This is a genomic window from Streptomyces stoeckheimensis (assembly GCF_045822005.1).
In the GTDB taxonomy this organism is placed as follows: domain Bacteria; phylum Actinomycetota; class Actinomycetes; order Streptomycetales; family Streptomycetaceae; genus Streptomyces; species Streptomyces stoeckheimensis.
Genome location: NZ_CP169550.1, coordinates 3,512,915 through 3,530,391, shown reverse-complemented (window position 1 = coordinate 3,530,391; position 17,477 = coordinate 3,512,915). Strand labels below are relative to the sequence as shown.

Below are 17,477 nucleotides of genomic sequence, written 5' to 3'. Positions count from 1 at the left end.
GGAGCCCCAGGGGTGGGGCCGCGCAGGCCCCGTACGGGGCATAGCATCGGGCCATGAGCGACGACAGCCACGAGCACCAGAGCTTCGAGACCCGCGCCATCCACGCGGGCAATACGGCGGACCCGCTGACCGGCGCGGTCGTACCCCCGATCTACCAGGTGTCCACGTACAAGCAGGACGGCGTCGGCGGACTGCGCGGCGGCTACGAGTACAGCCGCAGCGGCAACCCGACCCGTACCGCGCTGGAGGAGAACCTCGCGGCGCTGGAGGGCGGCCGGCGCGGCCTCGCCTTCGCGTCCGGGCTCGCCGCCGAGGACTGCCTGCTGCGTACGCTGCTCTCCCCGGGCGACCACGTGGTCATCCCGAACGACGCGTACGGCGGCACCTTCCGCCTCTTCGCCAAGGTCGTCTCCCGCTGGGGCGTCGAGTGGTCGGTCGCCGACACCTCCGACCCGGCGTCGGTGCGCGCGGCGATCACCCCGAAGACCAAGGTCATCTGGGTCGAGACCCCCTCCAACCCGCTGCTCGGCATCACGGACATCGCCGTCGTCGCCGACATCGCGCGGACGGCCGGCGCGAAGCTGGTCGTGGACAACACCTTCGCGTCCCCCTACCTGCAGCAGCCCCTCGCGCTCGGCGCGGACGTGGTCGTGCACTCGCTGACCAAGTACATGGGCGGCCACTCCGACGTCGTCGGCGGCGCGCTCGTCGCCGCGGACGCGGCGCTGGGCGAGGAGCTGGCCTACCACCAGAACGCCATGGGCGCGGTGGCCGGCCCCTTCGACTCGTGGCTGGTGCTGCGCGGCATCAAGACGCTGGCCGTCCGCATGGACCGGCACGCGGAGAACGCGGGCAAGATCGCCGAGATGCTGGTCCGCCACCCCAAGGTCCACACGGTCCTCTACCCGGGCCTGCCCGAGCACCCGGGCCACGAGATCGCCGCCAAGCAGATGCGCAACTTCGGCGGCATGATCTCCTTCCGCGTCACCGGCGGTGAGGAGGAGGCCGTCGCGATCTGCGACCGGACCAAGATCTTCACCCTGGGCGAGTCCCTCGGCGGCGTCGAGTCCCTCATCGAGCACCCGGGCCGCATGACCCACGCCTCGGTGGCCGGCTCGGCCCTGGAGGTCCCGGGCGACCTGGTCCGCCTGTCGGTGGGCATCGAGAACGCCGACGACCTGCTGGCCGACCTCGCGCAGGCGCTGGGCTAGACGCCGGCCGAACCAGAGCCGTTCCCGAAGTGACGAGGCCGCAGCCCCCGGGCTGCGGCCTCGTGGCGCGTGTTGACCGTGAACTCGACGCCGAACGGCCGGAATTCACTCCTCGAAGCCGGTTTTCATATGTCAATCTCGTGTCGTTTGTAAACCCCTCATGAGATTGGCTGAACCATGCCCACGAAGCACGCCGCACAGCTGCTCGCCGCCGTGATCATCGCCGGACTCGGCCTCACCGCCTGCTCGCAGACGACTTCCGACACCACGGATGCCAAGGAGAGTTCGCCGTCCGCCGCGGTGAGCACCCCCGCGGCGGGCGACAGCGCGAAGCCCACCCCCAGCGCCACGCCGAGCATCGTGGTCGACGGAAAGCAGAAGCCGGCGGACCTCCCCGCCGACCTCCCCCTGCCCCAGGGTGAGTTGACCTCGGTCACCGGCACCACCGGCACCTACGTCCTCACCTACACCACCCCGGACACGGCCTCCGCGCTCGCCGCCTACACCACTGCCCTCAAATCCGCCGGATACGAGGTGGACGGCTCTCCGGTCGGCGTCCAGGCCGTGAAGGCGAACGTCAACGTCATGGTCACCAAGACCCCGGCCGCACTGCAGGTCGCGCTCGTCGCGGAGTAGTCGCACTCACCTCCCCCGGGCCGGCTACCCGTCCTACCAGGGCGGGGAGACCTCGCTCGACGGGGTCGACCAGGCGCCGGTCAGCGAGGCCCACACCACGAAGGCCACCACCGCCGCCCACACCAGGCTCCAGCCGATCCGCTGCAGGGTCCTGCGGCGGCGTAGCAGCCGGTCGCCGCGTGCTGCCGCGCCCGCCGCGAGATCGGGCGGAACCGCCGGGTACGGGCCCTCCAGCAGCCGCTTGACCTGGGCTTCCCGGGGATCGGGGGGACTCATGCCGCCTCCTTGCGGCGGGCGTCCGGCCGCGGACCGGGGGCGGCGCCGGGGCGGGAGCCCAGCTCGGCGACGGCCCGGTCGCACAGGGTCCGTACCCGGTCGGGCGTCAGCCCCAGCTGCGCGGCCGTGACCTCCTCCGCGACCCCTTCGTAGAGCCGCAGCACCACGACGAGCCGCTCCAGCGGGCCCAGCCGCCCCAGTACCCCGCTGCCTCCGTGGTGGCGGCGGCCGGTACGGGCGAAGGCCGCGCACAGCTCCTGGCGGGTGTGGTCGTACGGGTCGTCCCCGCGCAGCCTGCGCCAGTCCGCGTACGTACGGGCCAGCGCGCCGCCGAGCAGCCCACGCGCGGCGGGGGCTTCGGCCGCGGCCGCGGCGGTGGCATCGGAAGGGGCCGGGGCCGGGGCGTCGGCCGCGGTCGTCGGGGGCTCCGCCGTCAGCAGGATCGCGACGCGCAGGAGCCGCCCCGCCGCGCCCGCGACGAAGGCTTCGAACTCCGCGTAGGGGCCCGGCCCGTGGTCCACAGTCCACATAGTGCGGCCGGAGGGACCGCCTCGGAAGGGGTCGGGCGCCAGTCGTGATTCAGCCGTGCCGCAGCCGTGCCGCAGCAGGGGCTCGGCCGGGCCTCAGCCCGGCCTCAGGAGGCGGGCCCCGCCTCGGATCCGGGCTCGGAGCCGGCCGACATCAGCTCGGACAGCGAGACGTTGAAACGGGTCAGCAGACCGGTGAACGCCTCGCGCTCCTCCTGGTCCCAGCCGTCCGTCACCCGGGCCATCAGCTCGCGCCGCGAGGAGCGGACCTCTTCCAGTCGCGCCAGCCCGCGCGGGGACAGCGCGAGCACCACGGCCCGGCCGTCCTCGGGGTGCGAGGTCCGCTTGACCAGGCCGCTGTCGACGAGCGGGGCGACCTGGCGGGTGACGGTGGAGGAGTCGATGCCCATGCCGCCGGCGAGCGCCTTCACGCCCATCGGGCCTTCGAAGTCGAGCCGGTTCAGCAGCAGGTACGCGGCCCGGTCCATGGAGTTGCGGGCCTGGCCGACCCCGCCCAGGCGGGTCTGCTCGGCGCGCCGGGCGAAGACCGCCACCTGGTGCTGGAGCGCGTCGAGGAGACCGGCTTCGGCGGGCGCGCCGGCCGGCGCGGGCAGGTCGGAACTGGCCGGGGTGGAGGGCATGGCCGTGGGCTCTCTTCGCATGGGGCCGACAAGGATGGGGGACAGAGTACGCGGCCGTGCGACGGCTCGTACTCCTCGTACAAGAACTGATACGGCAGCGGCGGAACGGCGACTACGAGCCGTCCCGCATGGCGAGATTTCACCGCTCCGGTGCGGGTCCCGTCCGGGCTCCGCCCGGCGGCCCCGGGCCCCCGCTCACCCGTCCCGCCCAGCGCAGCGCAGCGCGCGACGGACCGGCTGCGAGACTGGCCGCATGAACTACCGCGTGCCGCAGCCCGTTCCGCAGGTCATCCTCGACGACATCCGGGGGGCCCAGAAGATGCTCTCCGGCGTCTCCCGGGTGACCGCGATGGAGGGCAGCCGGTACCTCTCCTCGCTCACCGGCTCGCCGGTCCACTTCAAGTGCGAGAACCTCCAGCGCACCGGCTCCTTCAAGCTGCGCGGGGCGTACGTGCGCATCGCGGGCCTGCGCCCCGAGCAGCGGGCGGCCGGGGTCGTCGCCGCCAGCGCGGGCAACCACGCCCAGGGCGTGGCGCTGGCCTCCTCCCTCCTCGGGGTCCGCTCGACCGTGTTCATGCCGGTCGGGGCGCCCCTGCCGAAGGTGGCCGCGACCCAGGAGTACGGCGCCGAGGTGCGGATGCACGGGCAGGTCGTGGACGAGACGCTGGCCGCGGCCCAGGAGTACGCGGACCGGACGGGCGCGGTGTTCATCCACCCCTTCGACCACCGCGACATCATCGCGGGCCAGGGCACCGTCGGTCTGGAGATCCTGGAGCAGTGCCCCGAGGTGCGCACGATCCTGGTCGGCATCGGCGGCGGCGGGCTCGCCGCCGGGGTGGCGGTCGCGGTGAAGGCGCTGCGCCCCGACGTCCGGGTGATCGGAGTCCAGGCCGCGGGCGCGGCCGCGTACCCGCCCTCGCTGAAGGTCGGGCACCCGGTGTCCATCGACAACCCGAACACGATGGCGGACGGCATCAAGGTGGGCCGGCCCGGCGACGTCCCCTTCAAAATCATTGGCGAGCTGCTCGACGACGTCCGTACGGTGTCCGAAGACGCGCTCTCCAGCGCGCTGTTGCTCTGCCTCGAGCGGGCGAAGCTGGTGGTCGAGCCGGCCGGGTGCAGCCCGGTGGCCGCACTGCTGAGCGAGCCCGAACTGTACGGCGACGGCCCGGTGGTGGCCGTGCTGTCCGGCGGCAACATCGACCCGCTGCTCCTGCAGCGGATCCTGCGCCACGGCATGGCGGCGGCCGGCCGCTACCTGTCGCTGCGGCTGCGGGTGACCGACCGGCCGGGGGCGCTGGCCGGTCTGCTGGGGGAGCTGTCGGTGGTGGATGCGAACGTGTTGGACGTGAGTCACGTGCGGACGGATCCGCGCCTGGGGCTCACGGAGGTGGAGGTGGAGCTGCACCTGGAGACGAAGGGGCCGAAGCACTGCGCGGAAGTCGCGCGGGCGCTGCACGGCGCGGGGTACAAGGTCATGGGCTAGCTCCCCGTCCCGGTGGCGAGACGCGATATGACGCGATACGGTGTCGCCCGTTCGGCCGAGCGAGGTCGGCTCGGCGCCCATAGGATTCGCGTAGGAATGTCACGATTCAACCGGTTCGATTCGCACGGGGAGTATCCATATGCCAGGCGCCATCTACGCCGAAGGTCTGGTCAAGACCTTCGGCGACGTACGGGCTCTGGACGGCGTTGACCTCGATGTACCCGAAGGCACGGTCCTCGGTCTGCTCGGCCCCAACGGCGCCGGCAAGACCACGACCGTCCGCGTCCTGACCACCCTCCTCCAGCCCGACAGCGGCAAGGCGGTGGTGGCCGGGATCGACGTCCTCAAGCACCCCAACGAAGTCCGGCGCTCGATCGGCCTCTCCGGCCAGTTCGCCGCCGTCGACGAATACCTCACCGGCCGGGAAAACCTCCAAATGGTCGGCCAGCTCTACCAGATGGGCGCCAAGGCGGCGAAGGCCCGGGCCACCGAACTGCTGGAGCGCTTCAACCTCGGCGACGCCGCCGACCGCACCGCCAAGACGTACTCCGGCGGCATGCGCAGGCGCCTCGACCTCGCCGCGGCCCTCGTCGTCAGCCCGCCCGTGATGTTCATGGACGAGCCCACCACCGGTCTCGACCCGCGCAACCGCCAGGCGCTGTGGGCGATCATCCAGGAGCTCGTCGCCGGCGGCACCACCCTGCTGCTCACCACGCAGTACCTGGAAGAGGCCGACCACCTCGCGCACGACATCTGCGTGGTCGACCACGGCAGGGTCATCGCACGCGGCACCTCCGACCAGCTCAAGGCCCGGACGGGCGGCGAGCGCGTCGAGGTCGTCGTGCACGAGCGCGAGCACATAGCCACCGCCCGCGAGGTGCTCGCCGGCTTCGGCAAGGGCGAGACCACCGTCGAGGAGCACACCCGCAAGCTGACCGTGCCGGTCTCCGGCGGCGCCAAGCTGCTCGCCGAGGTCATCCGCGAACTCGACGGTCGCGGCATCGAGATCGACGACATCGGCCTGCGCCGTCCCACCCTGGACGACGTGTTCATCTCCCTGACCGGCCACGCGGCGGAACGGACCGCCGAGGAGAACGGCGAGGCCCCCGACGCGAAGTCCGCGAAGTCGGCGGGCAGCCGCAAGGACCGTAAGGAGGTGGCGAAGTGACCCTCACCTCCACGACCCCGGAGCTGGTGGCGCCCCGCCCGCGCGGCGGCATCGTCCAGGGGATCAACGACTCCCTGGTCATGGCCAAGCGCAATCTGATCCGCATGTCCCGCATCCCGGAGATGGTCATCTTCGGGCTGATCCAGCCGATCATGTTCGTCGTGCTGTTCAGCTACGTCTTCGGCGGCTCGATGATGATCGGCGGCTCGACCAGCGCCGCCGACTACCGGAACTTCCTGATGGCCGGCATCTTCGCGCAGACCGTCACCTTCGCCACCGCCGGCGCCGGCGCGGGCATCGCCGACGACATGCACAAGGGCCTGATCGACCGCTTCCGGTCGCTGCCGATGGCCCGCGGCGCGGTCCTCACCGGCCGCACCCTGGCCGACCTCGTGCAGACCGCCCTGACCATGGTCGTCCTGGCGATCGTGGCGCTCCTCGTGGGCTGGCGCATCCACGAGGGCGTGCCGAAGGCCCTGGCGGGCTTCCTCCTGCTCCTGCTCCTGGGCTACGCCTTCTCCTGGATCGGCGCCCTGATCGGCCTGTCGGTGCGGACCCCGGAGGCGGCCACCTCGGGCGGGCTGATCTGGCTGTTCCCGGTCACGTTCATCTCCAACGCGTTCGTGCCCACCGAGAACATGGCGAGCTGGCTCCAGCCCATCGCGGAGTGGAACCCGTTCAGCGCGACCGTCCAGGCCTGCCGAGAACTCTTCGGCAACCCGGGTGTGTCGCCGTCGGACGCCTGGCCGATGCAGCACCCGGTGTGGGCCTCGCTGCTCTGGTCCGTCGTGATCATCGTGGTGTTCCGGACCCTGGCCGTACGCAAGTACCGGTCGGCCACGGCGTAGGCATCGCCCCCAGCACGAAGCCCCGCCGAGCTGCTGCTCGGCGGGGCTTCGTGCTGAAAAGAAAGGGGGGTGATCAGCCGGTGAAGGGCTTGACGTCGAGGATCTTGACCGACGCCTGCTTGCCGTTCGGCAGCTCGTACTGGGCGTCCTCGCCGATCTTCTTGCCCAGCACGCCGGAGCCCAGCGGGGACTGCGGGGAGTAGGTCTCGAAGTCCGAGGACGCGTACTCGCGCGAGGCCAGCAGGAACTCCATGGTGTCGCTCTCGTCGCCGTCGAAGGCGATCTTGACCAGGGTGCCGGGGGCCACCTCGCCCTCGGAGGCGGGGGCCGTGCCGACCTTGGCCTTCTCCAGCAGCTGCGTGAGCTGGCGGATGCGCAGCTCCTGCTTGCCCTGCTCTTCCTTGGCCGCGTGGTAACCGCCGTTCTCGCGGAGGTCACCCTCCTCGCGGGCCGCCGCGATCTTGATCGTGATCTCCGACCGTGCGGGACCAGAGAGGTACTCCAGCTCGGCCTTCAGCTGGTCGTACGCCGCCTGGGTCAGCCAGGTGACGCTCTCGCTCGTCTGGGTCACGGGTGCTCCTCGTCGGTACAGGGACTACAAAGCCGCCAGCGGCGGACGAAACCACGAGCCTAACAATTCGGGAAGAAAAGGGGGAGGACGCCAAGTGTGTGAACTGCGTCCGATCAGCCCGCGGAACCGGCCGGACGGCAGCCGACGATTTCGATCATCGTGGCGCGCCCGGTGGTCTTCAGCGTGACCATGTCGTCCACGCGCCCGCTCTTCTGCGCGAAGGTGAAGTCGGCGCGGCCCACCTCACCGTGCGACTCGTCCTGCGAACTCAGCGTGCACACCCCGGTGACCGAGGCCTCCTTGCGCACCTCCAGGTGCACCTCGACCGCGGAGTCCGAGACGACCTTGTACTTGATGAGCTCGGCGCTCACGCTCTGCCCGGCCACGTAGTCCCAGCCGATCCAGCCGACCACACCCAGCAGCGCGACCCCGAGGACGGAGCCGATGACCTTGAGCCTGCGGTCGGTACGCTCATCCGCCGACCGGCCGTAGCGGCCCTCGGGCAGCTCTTCGCGCACCGCGCTCATCGATCGTTCCCTTCGAGGTGGCCGAACACCGGGATCCCGGGGTGACCCCCCGGAATTTTTCCACCGTCCGATTCGGTCACTATAGGAGCGCCCGCCCTGACGACTCAAAGAGGATCCTGTCTTGACCGAGCAGCTTCGACTGATGGCCGTCCACGCCCACCCCGACGACGAGTCGAGCAAGGGCGCGGCCACCATGGCCAAGTACGTGTCCGAGGGGGTGTCCGTGCTGGTCGTGACCTGCACCGGCGGCGAGCGCGGCTCGGTCCTGAACCCCAAGCTCCAGGGTGACAAGTACATCGAGGAGCACATCCACGAGGTGCGCGCCAAGGAGATGGACGAGGCGCGCGAGATCCTCGGCGTCGACCAGGAGTGGCTGGGATACGTCGACTCCGGCCTGCCCGAGGGCGACCCGCTGCCGCCGCTGCCCGAGGGCTGCTTCGCCCTGGCGGACGTCGACGAGGCGGCCGGCCGCCTGGTGAAGAAGATCCGCGCCTTCCGGCCGCAGGCCGTCACCACGTACGACGAGAACGGGGGCTACCCGCACCCCGACCACATCATGACCCACAAGATCACGATGGTGGCCTTCGATCACGCGGCCGACACCGAGAAGTACCCCGAGGCCGAGTTCGGCCCGGCGTACCAGCCGCAGAAGCTCTACTACAACCAGGGCTTCAACAAGCCGCGCACCATCGCCCTGCACGAGGCGCTGCTCGCCCGCGGCCTGGAATCCCCGTACGGGGAGTGGCTGGAGCGGTGGAAGGAGTTCGAGCGCAAGGAGCGGACCCTGACCACCCACGTGCCCTGCGCCGACTTCTTCGAGATCCGTGACAAGGCGCTCATCGCCCACGCCACGCAGATCGACCCCGACGGCGGCTGGTTCCGCGTCCCGATGGAGATCCAGAAGGAGGTCTGGCCGACGGAGGAGTACGAGCTCGCGAAGTCCCTCGTGGACACTTCCCTCCCCGAGTCCGACCTCTTCGCGGGCATCCGGGAGAATGCGTAGCTATGAGCGCTACGCACGAAGCAATCGTCCAGCTCCTCCCGCTGGCCGGCGACACCTTCGACAAGAACAAGGTGACCCCGGGCCTCCTGGGATTCGTCGTGTTCGCGGCCCTCGCCCTCGGGGTGTGGGGCCTGATGAAGTCGATGAGCCGCCACATGGGCCGCGTCGACTTCAAGGAAGCCCCCGAGCCCGCCCCGGCGGAGGGCACGCGCGCCCCGTAAGGGCCGTCCGGACCGGATGACCGCCGGCCCGGCCGCCCTGCGCGGCCGGGCGGCGGGTCTCCGCACGCCCTGCGCCGGGGCGGCGGCACCGCCCTGCGCCGGGGCGGCGGCACCGCCCTGCGCCGGGGCGGCCCCGCCGGGCTACACCGAAGGCAGCGGCACCGGGACGCCCATGATCTCCCGCGAGTGCAGGTTCGGTACGAGCGACAGCCGCCACGCCTGCCAGCCCTCCGCCGGGTCCACCCCGCGCGCCAGGATCACCGTGTAGGACTCCAGGCAGTCCTCCAGCCGCCCGTCCCGCTTCGGATGCGGGGCCGCCGCCAGCCGCGCCAGCTCCGTCCGCGCCTCGTCCGGGGCCGCCGGGAGCGCGTACGGCAGGAGCGTGCAGCGCAGGAAGCGCGCCCAGTCCTCCCCGCGCCGGTCCCCGTAGGAGATGAACAGCCGCACCGCCTCCTCGCAGAGGTCCAGCGCCTGCGCGGTCCGCCCGTTGCCCGCGTCCACCACCGCCAGCTCCAGACAGGTCCAGGCCTCCCCGTGGGCCAGCCCGATCCGCCGGAAGTCGGCCCGCGCGTCCACCAGCAGCTGACGGGCGAAGCCGGAGTTCTTCAGGTTCCCCGTCTGCGCCGCCCGCTGGTCGCGGGTGACCCGGCCCGAGTGGTGGCGGGCGTGCGCCAGCCCGTACACGTCCCGCATCCGGGAGAACATCGTGCGGGCCCGCTCCAGCTCCCGCACCGCCCGGTCCCGCTCCCCGGCCTCCTCCAGCGCCTGCCCGAGGTAGTACAGCGTCCACGCCTCGCCGCGCGCGTCCTCCGCCTCCCGGTGCCGGGCCAGCGCGTCCCGCAGCCGGTCCAGCGCCGGCCCCGGATCCCCGTCGACCACCCGGGCCCGGCCCAGCTGGGTCAGCGCCCACGCCTGGCCGCGGTCGTCGCGCGTGCGCCCGTACAGCTCCAGCGCCAGGCGCAGCTCCGCCTCCGCGCGCGGCACCTCGCCCAGGCGCAGGTACACCTGGCCGAGCTGCAGGTGCGCCCAGGCCTCGCCGTGCACGCTCTCGCTCTCCCGGTGCAGGACGAGGGATTCGCGCAGCAGCCGCAGCGCCTCCGCGAGGTGGGCGCGGTCGCGCTCCACCGCGCCGAGCGCGTGCAGGCCCCACGCCCGGTCGCCCGCCAGCTCGTCCGGAGCCTGGAGCACCAGTGCCTCGCGGATGCGCGCCGAGGCCTCCGGGAGGTTGCCCTGGTGGTGCAGGGTGATGCCGAGCGAGACCAGCGCCATGCCCGCGCCGGCCTCCTGCCGGGCCTCCATGTACTGGTCGACCAGCGAGGTCAGGGTGGTGCGGGACTTGTCCAGCTCGCCGAGCTGGCGGGCCGCGATGCCCGTACGCCACTGCACCGAGCGGACCAGCAGGCCCTGGTCGACGGCCTGCGTGAGCTCGTTGATCTCACCGAGCCGGTACAGGTCGCCGCGCAGCAGGCAGAAGTCGCAGAGCGCGCCCAGGAGGTCCAGTACGGCCTGCTGGTCCACGCCCTCCGAGTGGCGCAGCGCCGCCGTGATGAAGCTCGACTCGTCGTCCAGCCAGCGCAGGGCCGCGTCCAGGGAGGCGAAGCCGTGCCCGCCGACCGTGCTCGCCTTGGACAGGGCGTTCGCCCGCGTGGACATCTTCCCGTCGACCATCCGGATCACCGAGTCCGCGAGCTGCGCGTACGTACGGATCAGCCGCTCGTGCGCCGCCGAGGCGTCGGCCCGGTCCTCGTCCTGCGCCAGCCGCGCCGCCGCGTACGCACGCACCGCGTCGTGCATCCGGAACCGGTCCCCGCGCACGTGGTCCAGCAGCCCCGCGCGCGCCAGCTCGCGCAGCAGCCGCCCGGCCTCCACCTGGTCCGCGTCGATCAGCGCCGCCGCGGCCGCCGCACCGAGCGAGGCCCGGCCCGCCAGGGTCAGCCGGCGCAGGAGCCGGCGCCGCTCCTCGGGCAGGGCCGCGTAGGCCAGGTCCAGGGCGGCGTCCAGCGAACCGCCCGCCTGCGGAGCCTCCCCGACGTTCCCGAGCGGGGCCAGCACGCGCAGCGCCAGCGGCAGCCCGGCGCCGAGCGCGAGCAGTTCCCGTACGGTGTCCTGCGGGTACCCGGCTGCGGGCGTGTCCGCCGTGCGGACCAGCTCCGCGCCGGCTTCCTCCGCCAGCCGGGTCACCGGCAGCTGGTACACCCAGGCCGCCAGTTCGGCGGGCAGCTCCAGCGGCTCCCGGGCCGTGACCAGGACCAGGCTCTCGGAGCGCTCGGGCACGAGCATCCGTACCTGAGCGGCGTCCACGGCATCGTCCAGGACCACCGCCACCGGGGTGCCCTGCACGTGCTGGTGGTACAACTCGCCCAGCCTGCGCACCTGTTGCTCCGCCGACGAGCCCTCGCGGAACAGCAGCTGCTCGCGGGGCGCGCCGAGCCGGTTCATGAGGTGCAGGAGTGCCTCGCGGGTTGGGAGGGGAGCTGCCGAGGGTGCGGAGGCGCCTCCGCCGCGCAGGTCCACCACGCAGGCGCCCCGGAACTGGTCCCGCAGCGCCTGCGCGGCGTGGAGTGCGAGCGTGGTGCGGCCCACCCCGGGCTCCCCGTGCAGCACCACGACCACCGGACGGGTCTCGGTGCTCGCGCGGGCGCTGTGCACCCATTGCGCGATCCGGGCCAGCTCGGCCCGGCGGCCGACGAACGCACCGTCCAGGGCAGGGAGTTGCCCGAAGGACTGCTCCAGCATGGCCCGCCGGCGGGCCTCGGCGCTGCGATTGGCCCCGCGCAGCTGGAGGGCGGAGCCGGTGGTGCCGTTGGTCCCGTTCACCTTGGGCGGGGCGTGCAGCGCCGCTGCCACCTTGCGCTGCTGCTCCAGGAAGGGGCGTATCCCGCGCACCTCCAGCGCCGACAGCCACTGCAGCTTGAGCTGCTCGGCGCCGCCCGGCCGGCCCAGCTCCCCGGCGCGCCGGTTCGCCGCGGGCAGGTGCAGGGCCGTCACCTTGGCCACGGTCGCCGTCGCCCCGGCCACGCCCACGATGGCGCCGGTGGTCAGTGCGGTGCCGATCGCCACGCTGAAGGCCAGGTCGGCCACGATGGCGGCAGCCGCCGCAACTCCCGTGACCAGCAGTGCAGTCGAGGTGTTCGCGCGCCGGAAGGCCTCGCCGAGCGACTCGTCCCCGGCCGCCGCCTCGTCCAGTGCGCGCGTGTACGCCTCGTACTCGGTGGCCGCGCTCGCCGCGAGCGAGTCCAGAGCCTGCTTGCCGCGCGCCAGCAGCGCCGCCTTGGCCTCCGGAGTCGCCGCCGCCCCGCCCGCTCCCCGCCGGGACTCCTCCTCCACGGCCCGCCCCAGCAGCCGCTCGGCCTCACCGCGATGACTGTCCCGCATCGGCATCCCCCTCAGAGAGCTCCGGCTTGGAGCCTCAAGTGTCCGCCGTGACGGTCGCGAGCGCGAGAGAATCTGAGCTAGTTCAGAGGGAGTTGACCTCAGAGGGGAGAGTGCGACGCCTCGGCGAGGCGGTCACACCCATCCCTCGCGGGTGGCGAGCACGCCGGCCTCAAACCGGCTGTGCGCATTGAGACGGGTCATGAGATCGGCGGCGAGCCGGCGGACCGTGCGCACCGAAATGGCGAGGTGGCGCGCGGCGACCTCGTCGGTGGAGCCCGCGGCGAGCAGCCGCAGCAGTTCGCGCTCCTGGGGGCCGAGGCCGCGGTGGTCCTTCGGCAGCGGCACGCCCCAGGGGGTGCCGTTCCTCCACACCTCCTCGAAGAGCATCACGAGGGCCATGACGGCTCCCGGGCTGTGCAGGACCAGGGCGCCCTTGAGGGGGTTGCCCGGCTCCAGGGGGACGACCGCGACCTTCCGGTCCACGATGATCATGCGCATGGGCAGCACAGGAACGGTGCGGGTCTCACTGCCGAGCGCGGAGAGCCAGCGGACGTAGCCGGTGGTCGCCGCGTCGTTGCGCAGGCTGTCCTGGTAGATCGAGCGCACGGAGACGCCGCGCTCCAGGGCCAATTGGTCGGGCCCCTTGGCGGCGGACATGTCCTCGGGGCGCTGCGCGCCGCCGATGACGAAGGACAGGCACTCTTCCTTGGTGCTCTCCGCCAGTTCCTCCAGGCGGTCGCGGACCGCGTCGATTCCGTCGAGGCATTCGGCGACCTCGGGCAGGAATTCCCGGCGGGCGCCGCCGTACTCGGCGGCCAGTGCGGCTATGGATTCCTTGGCCTCTTCCAGCTGCTTTTGATGTCGTGTCAGAGAGGCGCTCTGACGCGCGTGCAGCGCACTGAGACTTACCCCCGGATCGACCGGACGAAGGCCTTCCGACCCTGGTCCGCTGGGGCGCAGCAGATGGAGGTGGGCCAGTTGGTCCAAGGCGGTTCGCACCGCGTTCTCGGTAAGTCCCGAGCGGGCGCACAGTTCCTCGATCCCCAACTGTGGGGAGTCCAAGAGTGAGCGGTAAACTACTTCAGCGGCGGGTTCCAGGCCGAGTGCTTCGAGCAAGGCTTCACCTCTTTCGTGCTGGTACGGCGACGACAGGGGTCGGGGTACGCGACGTTCTGCGATTCCGAGTGGTCGTAGCCGTCCAGCGAGAGGCGATTGGGCGGTATTGGGGCATGCGGACGCCTGCGGATGGTCTGTCCGCAGTTGTCTCCCCTGATTTCCCGTACGCCAAGCACGCTGCTCTGCACTCCCCCGAGGTCAGTTGGACGCCGACGTTCCCCTGTCGGCGTCCGAGGGATCATAGCTCGTTTCGGTAACGGGCACACGATTCAATTGGCGCGATCTCGGCGCACTGCTTCTTGACGATATGAGTCCACGAAGCCTGTGAAGTGCGGCATGCACCCTCCATGCCCTTTGGCCTCAAAAGGTTATGTCCGGAAAGCGCGCCCGCCGAGCACCGGATCCGGACTGGCATCTCGCGGCCAGGCACGAGACTGCCACGGGGAAGAACTGCGTGGTCAACGCCCTGCCGGGGGGTGCTCGGGTTTGCACCATGGTGACAGCGCGGATCATGCCACCCTGAAGTCCTTACGGGGCGGGGTGGGGGCGGGCCAAGCTCTAGTCATCGCCAGCCGGTCGAGCCCAACGGCAGCCAGCTGAAGCGGAATTGACCTTCCCCACTTCTGAGGAGTACCGCCATGCCTGGAAAGCCGCGTTTTAAGAACTTTGCCCTGGTTGCCCTGCTCGCTCTGGTCGGAACTTTCACCGCTGCCGGCCCCGGTGCCGCAGACACGGAGCCCGCCGCGAACGTCGTAGTGTCGGCGTCCGGCCCGTCCGACACCTTCACCTGGGGCCCGTGATCCGAGGAGCAGTTCCATGCTCGCTGTACTCATCCGTATGATCCCGGCCCCCGATGCCGAGAAGGCACGATCCGGCGTGGTGGAGGAGGTCGTCTGGGCGACGGCTGAACCGCAGGACGGCCTGGAACACCTCACAGTGGTCGACGACGCGGAGGGCCGGTTCGGCCTCATGGCGTTCATGTCCGCGGTCGACAAGGTGCGTGCAACCACCCAGGCCCGGAAGCTCATTGACCGTGCTGTGAGACGGGCAGGCGCCTTACGGGGCTGGAGCGTCGTCGAATGCTCCGCCGTGGACCTGTCCCGGGAATCCAGCTCAGGCGTTGGACTGATCGCCCCTCAGGGAACCCGCATCTTCGACATGTAGCCGCAGCCGAGCCGGTTGAGCTGGGTGATCGCGGTGCGCGGACCCCGGGGCGTGGTCGCCGAGGCCGAGGGCCTGGAGCATGGTCCGGCCGAAAATCGACCCCCTGTCCACAACATCACCACACCGCCCCACCAGTAGCTCCTCGCTCGGGTTGCTGCAATGCCGTCGCCAAGGTCGTTTCCGACCGAGGCGACTGCTTGCGTTGTGCGCTCCGGGCCGCACCTCGTGGCTCGAAGCCGGTACGCCCGGAGCCGGGCAGACGATTCGATCTCAGATCACCGCACCGCCGCCATCGGGCACACCGGCGTCGCGGCGCCGATCCGCCGGGTACGGAACCGTTCGAGGATCTGAGCCGCGGGGACCTTGGAGCCGGGCGTGCGCAGACTCGATTCACGATCGCCGCCGAACCTCGAGCAGACCGCGATGTGTGCGTCGTACGCCGTCGACATCGCGTCGAGCAGCTGCCTGTAGGACTTGTCCACGGCCGGGGCGGGCGTCGCGAGCAGCGGCTTGACCCGGTTGAGCAGCTTGAGCAGGATCCGGTGATCACGCACTTGGAGACCGCTGAACTTGGCATTGATGAACGGCGGCATCATCGCGGGGCGCACCGAGTCCGTGTAGTGCGTGCTCGTGAAGTCGCCGGCGTACCGCATCGACGTGCCGGACCCGATCATCAGCACCGTGGCGTCCTCGATCAGGCTGCAGGCGCCGTCGACGTCGTCCGGATCTTCCTTGAGGTATTCATGGAGGCAGCCCACCGACACGATCAGGGCCTGGATGAGTGCGAAGAACACCTGATGGCCGAGGCACCAGCGGGTCAGGGGATCGCTCGTGGTGTCGTCGAGCTCCGTGCCCGTGCCCCGCGTGCGGACGCGGGCCGCGTACTCGAACGGGGTTCCCGCGACTCCCATCCGCCACAGCCCGTGGAAGGTGGTCCAGAAGGACTCGCGCAGTTGGGCCCGTTCCCCGCTGCTGAGGCTGATCCCGGCCGCGATGGCGTCGCCGAGCTGGCTGCGGAGGGATTCGAGCATCGTGTAGGTGAACGTCTCCACCGGGTTCCCGGTGACCCTGACCGCGCCGAAGAACAGGTCGTGTTCCTCGTAGAGGTCCTCCGGCACGGACTTTCGCTCCGCATCGGTGTACCGGGCGGAGGCGACCGGTGCGGCCAGGCAGGCCAGGGCGGCATCGACGGCGGCCCACGCACGCCGGTCGGACTCGTGCGGGGGTATGTCGAGGACGGTCCGCAGGGCGTCCGCCGTGCGCTGGTTCATCAGGCCCGTGACGGCGCTCCGTGAGGTGGGGAGCTGTTCCGCCTTCAGGAGGTGGAGCGGCGGGACATTCGCATGATGAGCCTGGGTTTCAACCTCAATCACTTCACAAAATCCTTCGCGTTGAACGTGGTGTGCGCGATCCGGGACGGAGCAGGAGGAGCGGGCCGGCTATTGCGCGGTTGACTCGCCGGTAGCAAACGCGGCCGACTCGCCGGTAACAAAGGAGACCGGCAGGCTGCTGTATCCGCTGAGGAACGTCGAGAGGAGCGGCTTGGGCTCGCCCGCGAGCTCGATGCGGTCCACCGTGGCGCAGAGGGTCTTCAGGACGGCGGTGATTTCGGCTCGAGCGAGGTAGGACCCGAAGCAGAAGTGGGATCCGGCGCCGAAGGACAGGTGCTTGTTGGGAGTCCTCGCCAGGTCGAAAACCTGCGGATTCGGGAAGACGTCCTCGTCGCGGTTGGCGGAGCTGTTCCAGAGGATGACGTGGTCGCCCTCCTGGATCGTTTGGCCGCCGATGGTGACCTCGGCCTTCGCCGTGCGACCGGTGTGCATGGCCGGCGTCGTCCAGCGCAGGATCTCCTCGATCGCACTGGAGATCTGGACGCGGCCCTCCTTCAGCGCCCGCCACTGATCGGGGTACCGGGAAAAGGCGTGCACGGCGCCGATCATGGCCAGGCGGCTGGTGTGATCTCCCGCGAGGATGAACCCGTAGCAGTTGACGACCACTTCGTCGTCGGTCATCGGCACACCGTTGATCTCGGAGGTGGCCATCGCGCTGATCAGGTCGTCCTGGGGATTCTCGCGGCGGGCCTCGATGATCTCCTGGCAGTAGATGAGGAGTTCGTTGCGGGACAGCCAGATGTCCTCGGCGGTCAGCCCGTCCTCGTCCGTGCTGAGCGCCTTCTGGCTCAGGTCGAGGAGGTACTGGTGATCCTGCGACGGGAAGCCGAGGAGATCGCAGATCATCCCCATGGGGATCGCTTCCGCGACCTCCTTGGCGAAGTCGAAGGTCCCCTTGGCCATGGCGCTGCCGATGAGCTGGTCGACCCTCTGCTGCAGCTTGTCCGTCACGGCCTTGCGGGTCCGGGGACTGAACGCCTTCAGCAGGATGCTCCGCATGGCGTTGTGGCGCGGTGCGTCGGTGAGCGCGAGGATCTTGCCGGCCGCCGGATCGCCCCCGGGCTTGTGCAGCGAGGACATCATGTTTCCGGGCTTCGAGCTGAAGTGCTCGGAGTCCTGCAGCACGGCCATGACGTCCGCGTAGCGGGACACCACCCAGAAGGCGGTTCCGCGCTCCGTGGCCGGGTGCAGATATACGGGCTGCTCGGTCCGGGCGCGCTGCCAGAAATCTTCCATTCCGGGGTGCAGGAATGCGCTCGGGTCCGTGAGGTCCACGCGGGTGAGGTCCTCGGTCAGTGTGCCTCTATGTGACATGT

At 70.8% G+C, this 17,477-nt stretch carries 17 protein-coding genes; 8 read left to right on the top strand and 9 right to left on the bottom strand.

All coding sequences use genetic code 11. The features are described from left to right. Positions 1-53 precede the first annotated feature (53 nt). Together ACE1OC_RS15700 and ACE1OC_RS15695 are read left to right on the top strand one after the other, a co-directional pair. Entirely contained in the window at positions 54-1,211 is a 1,158-nt protein-coding gene (locus ACE1OC_RS15700) for a cystathionine gamma-synthase (RefSeq protein WP_327254636.1), read from the top strand. A gap of 177 nt (positions 1,212-1,388) precedes the next feature. After that, entirely contained in the window at positions 1,389-1,847 is a 459-nt protein-coding gene (locus ACE1OC_RS15695; protein WP_407837558.1) for a hypothetical protein, read from the top strand. A gap of 33 nt (positions 1,848-1,880) precedes the next feature. Here ACE1OC_RS15695 and ACE1OC_RS15690 read toward each other — a convergent pair whose 3' ends face one another. The 3 genes from ACE1OC_RS15690 to ACE1OC_RS15680 form a co-directional block, all read right to left on the bottom strand. Continuing rightward, positions 1,881-2,123, bottom strand: coding sequence for a hypothetical protein (locus tag ACE1OC_RS15690; RefSeq protein WP_407837557.1), 243 nt, complete (start codon positions 2,121-2,123; stop codon positions 1,881-1,883). Then, the gene (locus tag ACE1OC_RS15685) at positions 2,120-2,644 is read right to left on the bottom strand and encodes an RNA polymerase (protein ID WP_407837556.1); all 525 of its coding nucleotides are present in this window, start codon (positions 2,642-2,644) and stop codon (positions 2,120-2,122) included. Before ACE1OC_RS15685 ends, ACE1OC_RS15690 begins: the two co-directional genes overlap by 4 nt. Positions 2,645-2,757: 113 nt before the next feature. After that, entirely contained in the window at positions 2,758-3,291 is a 534-nt protein-coding gene (locus ACE1OC_RS15680; RefSeq protein ID WP_407841572.1) for a MarR family winged helix-turn-helix transcriptional regulator, read from the bottom strand. A 253-nt stretch (positions 3,292-3,544) separates the two neighbouring features. Here ACE1OC_RS15680 and ilvA point away from each other — a divergent pair, with 253 nt between their 5' ends. The 3 genes from ilvA to ACE1OC_RS15665 all read left to right on the top strand — a co-directional run bounded on the left by ilvA (position 3,545) and on the right by ACE1OC_RS15665 (position 6,793). Further along, positions 3,545-4,777 (top strand): threonine ammonia-lyase, encoded by a 1,233-nt coding sequence (gene ilvA / locus ACE1OC_RS15675; protein ID WP_407837555.1) that lies wholly within the window; start codon positions 3,545-3,547, stop codon positions 4,775-4,777. Positions 4,778-4,916: 139 nt separating this feature from the next. Beyond that, entirely contained in the window at positions 4,917-5,945 is a 1,029-nt protein-coding gene (locus ACE1OC_RS15670; RefSeq protein ID WP_407837554.1) for an ATP-binding cassette domain-containing protein, read from the top strand. Continuing rightward, the gene (locus tag ACE1OC_RS15665; protein WP_407837553.1) at positions 5,942-6,793 is read left to right on the top strand and encodes an ABC transporter permease; all 852 of its coding nucleotides are present in this window, start codon (positions 5,942-5,944) and stop codon (positions 6,791-6,793) included. The genes ACE1OC_RS15670 and ACE1OC_RS15665 overlap by 4 nt, the downstream gene beginning before the upstream one ends. 73 nt (positions 6,794-6,866) lie before the next feature. On the opposite strand, the gene greA is transcribed toward ACE1OC_RS15665, so the two are convergent. Continuing rightward, entirely contained in the window at positions 6,867-7,364 is a 498-nt protein-coding gene (gene greA / locus ACE1OC_RS15660) for a transcription elongation factor GreA (RefSeq protein WP_250751585.1), read from the bottom strand. Between the two features lie 113 nt (positions 7,365-7,477). Then, positions 7,478-7,891 carry a DUF4307 domain-containing protein gene (locus ACE1OC_RS15655; protein WP_407837552.1) on the bottom strand — a complete coding sequence of 138 codons (414 nt, stop codon included), beginning with the start codon at positions 7,889-7,891 and terminating at the stop codon, positions 7,478-7,480. A 121-nt stretch (positions 7,892-8,012) separates the two neighbouring features. On the opposite strand from ACE1OC_RS15655, the gene mca reads away from it, so the two are divergent. Then, positions 8,013-8,894 (top strand): mycothiol conjugate amidase Mca, encoded by an 882-nt coding sequence (gene mca, locus ACE1OC_RS15650; protein WP_250751581.1) that lies wholly within the window; start codon positions 8,013-8,015, stop codon positions 8,892-8,894. Positions 8,895-8,896: 2 nt separating this feature from the next. Further along, positions 8,897-9,115 carry a hypothetical protein gene (locus ACE1OC_RS15645; protein ID WP_407837551.1) on the top strand — a complete coding sequence of 73 codons (219 nt, stop codon included), beginning with the start codon at positions 8,897-8,899 and terminating at the stop codon, positions 9,113-9,115. A 141-nt stretch (positions 9,116-9,256) separates the two neighbouring features. On the opposite strand, the gene ACE1OC_RS15640 is transcribed toward ACE1OC_RS15645, so the two are convergent. Continuing rightward, entirely contained in the window at positions 9,257-12,490 is a 3,234-nt protein-coding gene (locus tag ACE1OC_RS15640; protein WP_407837550.1) for a tetratricopeptide repeat protein, read from the bottom strand. 132 nt (positions 12,491-12,622) lie between these two features. Beyond that, positions 12,623-13,489, bottom strand: coding sequence for a helix-turn-helix transcriptional regulator (locus ACE1OC_RS15635; RefSeq protein ID WP_407837549.1), 867 nt, complete (start codon positions 13,487-13,489; stop codon positions 12,623-12,625). A 933-nt stretch (positions 13,490-14,422) separates the two neighbouring features. On the opposite strand from ACE1OC_RS15635, the gene ACE1OC_RS15630 reads away from it, so the two are divergent. Further along, positions 14,423-14,770, top strand: a complete 348-nt coding sequence (locus ACE1OC_RS15630) for a hypothetical protein (protein WP_407837548.1) — start codon at positions 14,423-14,425, stop codon at positions 14,768-14,770. Between the two features lie 275 nt (positions 14,771-15,045). On the opposite strand, the gene ACE1OC_RS15625 is transcribed toward ACE1OC_RS15630, so the two are convergent. Together ACE1OC_RS15625 and ACE1OC_RS15620 are read right to left on the bottom strand one after the other, a co-directional pair. Beyond that, entirely contained in the window at positions 15,046-16,143 is a 1,098-nt protein-coding gene (locus ACE1OC_RS15625) for a hypothetical protein (protein WP_407837547.1), read from the bottom strand. A gap of 66 nt (positions 16,144-16,209) precedes the next feature. Then, a complete protein-coding gene (locus ACE1OC_RS15620; RefSeq protein WP_407837546.1) occupies positions 16,210-17,475 on the bottom strand; it encodes a cytochrome P450 in 1,266 nt (421 codons plus the stop codon). Between the last annotated feature and the right edge of the window lie 2 nt (positions 17,476-17,477).

Coding starts and splice junctions, on each gene's coding strand:
- ACE1OC_RS15640 (WP_407837550.1), bottom strand. CDS start 12,490: ATGCGGGACAGTCATCGCGGTGAGGCCGAGCGGCTGCTGGGGCGGGCC.
- ACE1OC_RS15670 (WP_407837554.1), top strand. CDS start 4,917: ATGCCAGGCGCCATCTACGCCGAAGGTCTGGTCAAGACCTTCGGCGAC.
- ilvA (WP_407837555.1), top strand. CDS start 3,545: ATGAACTACCGCGTGCCGCAGCCCGTTCCGCAGGTCATCCTCGACGAC.
- ACE1OC_RS15655 (WP_407837552.1), bottom strand. CDS start 7,891: ATGAGCGCGGTGCGCGAAGAGCTGCCCGAGGGCCGCTACGGCCGGTCG.
- ACE1OC_RS15620 (WP_407837546.1), bottom strand. CDS start 17,475: ATGTCACATAGAGGCACACTGACCGAGGACCTCACCCGCGTGGACCTC.
- ACE1OC_RS15695 (WP_407837558.1), top strand. CDS start 1,389: ATGCCCACGAAGCACGCCGCACAGCTGCTCGCCGCCGTGATCATCGCC.
- ACE1OC_RS15690 (WP_407837557.1), bottom strand. CDS start 2,123: ATGAGTCCCCCCGATCCCCGGGAAGCCCAGGTCAAGCGGCTGCTGGAG.
- ACE1OC_RS15645 (WP_407837551.1), top strand. CDS start 8,897: ATGAGCGCTACGCACGAAGCAATCGTCCAGCTCCTCCCGCTGGCCGGC.
- ACE1OC_RS15680 (WP_407841572.1), bottom strand. CDS start 3,291: ATGCCCTCCACCCCGGCCAGTTCCGACCTGCCCGCGCCGGCCGGCGCG.
- ACE1OC_RS15630 (WP_407837548.1), top strand. CDS start 14,423: ATGCTCGCTGTACTCATCCGTATGATCCCGGCCCCCGATGCCGAGAAG.
- ACE1OC_RS15700 (WP_327254636.1), top strand. CDS start 54: ATGAGCGACGACAGCCACGAGCACCAGAGCTTCGAGACCCGCGCCATC.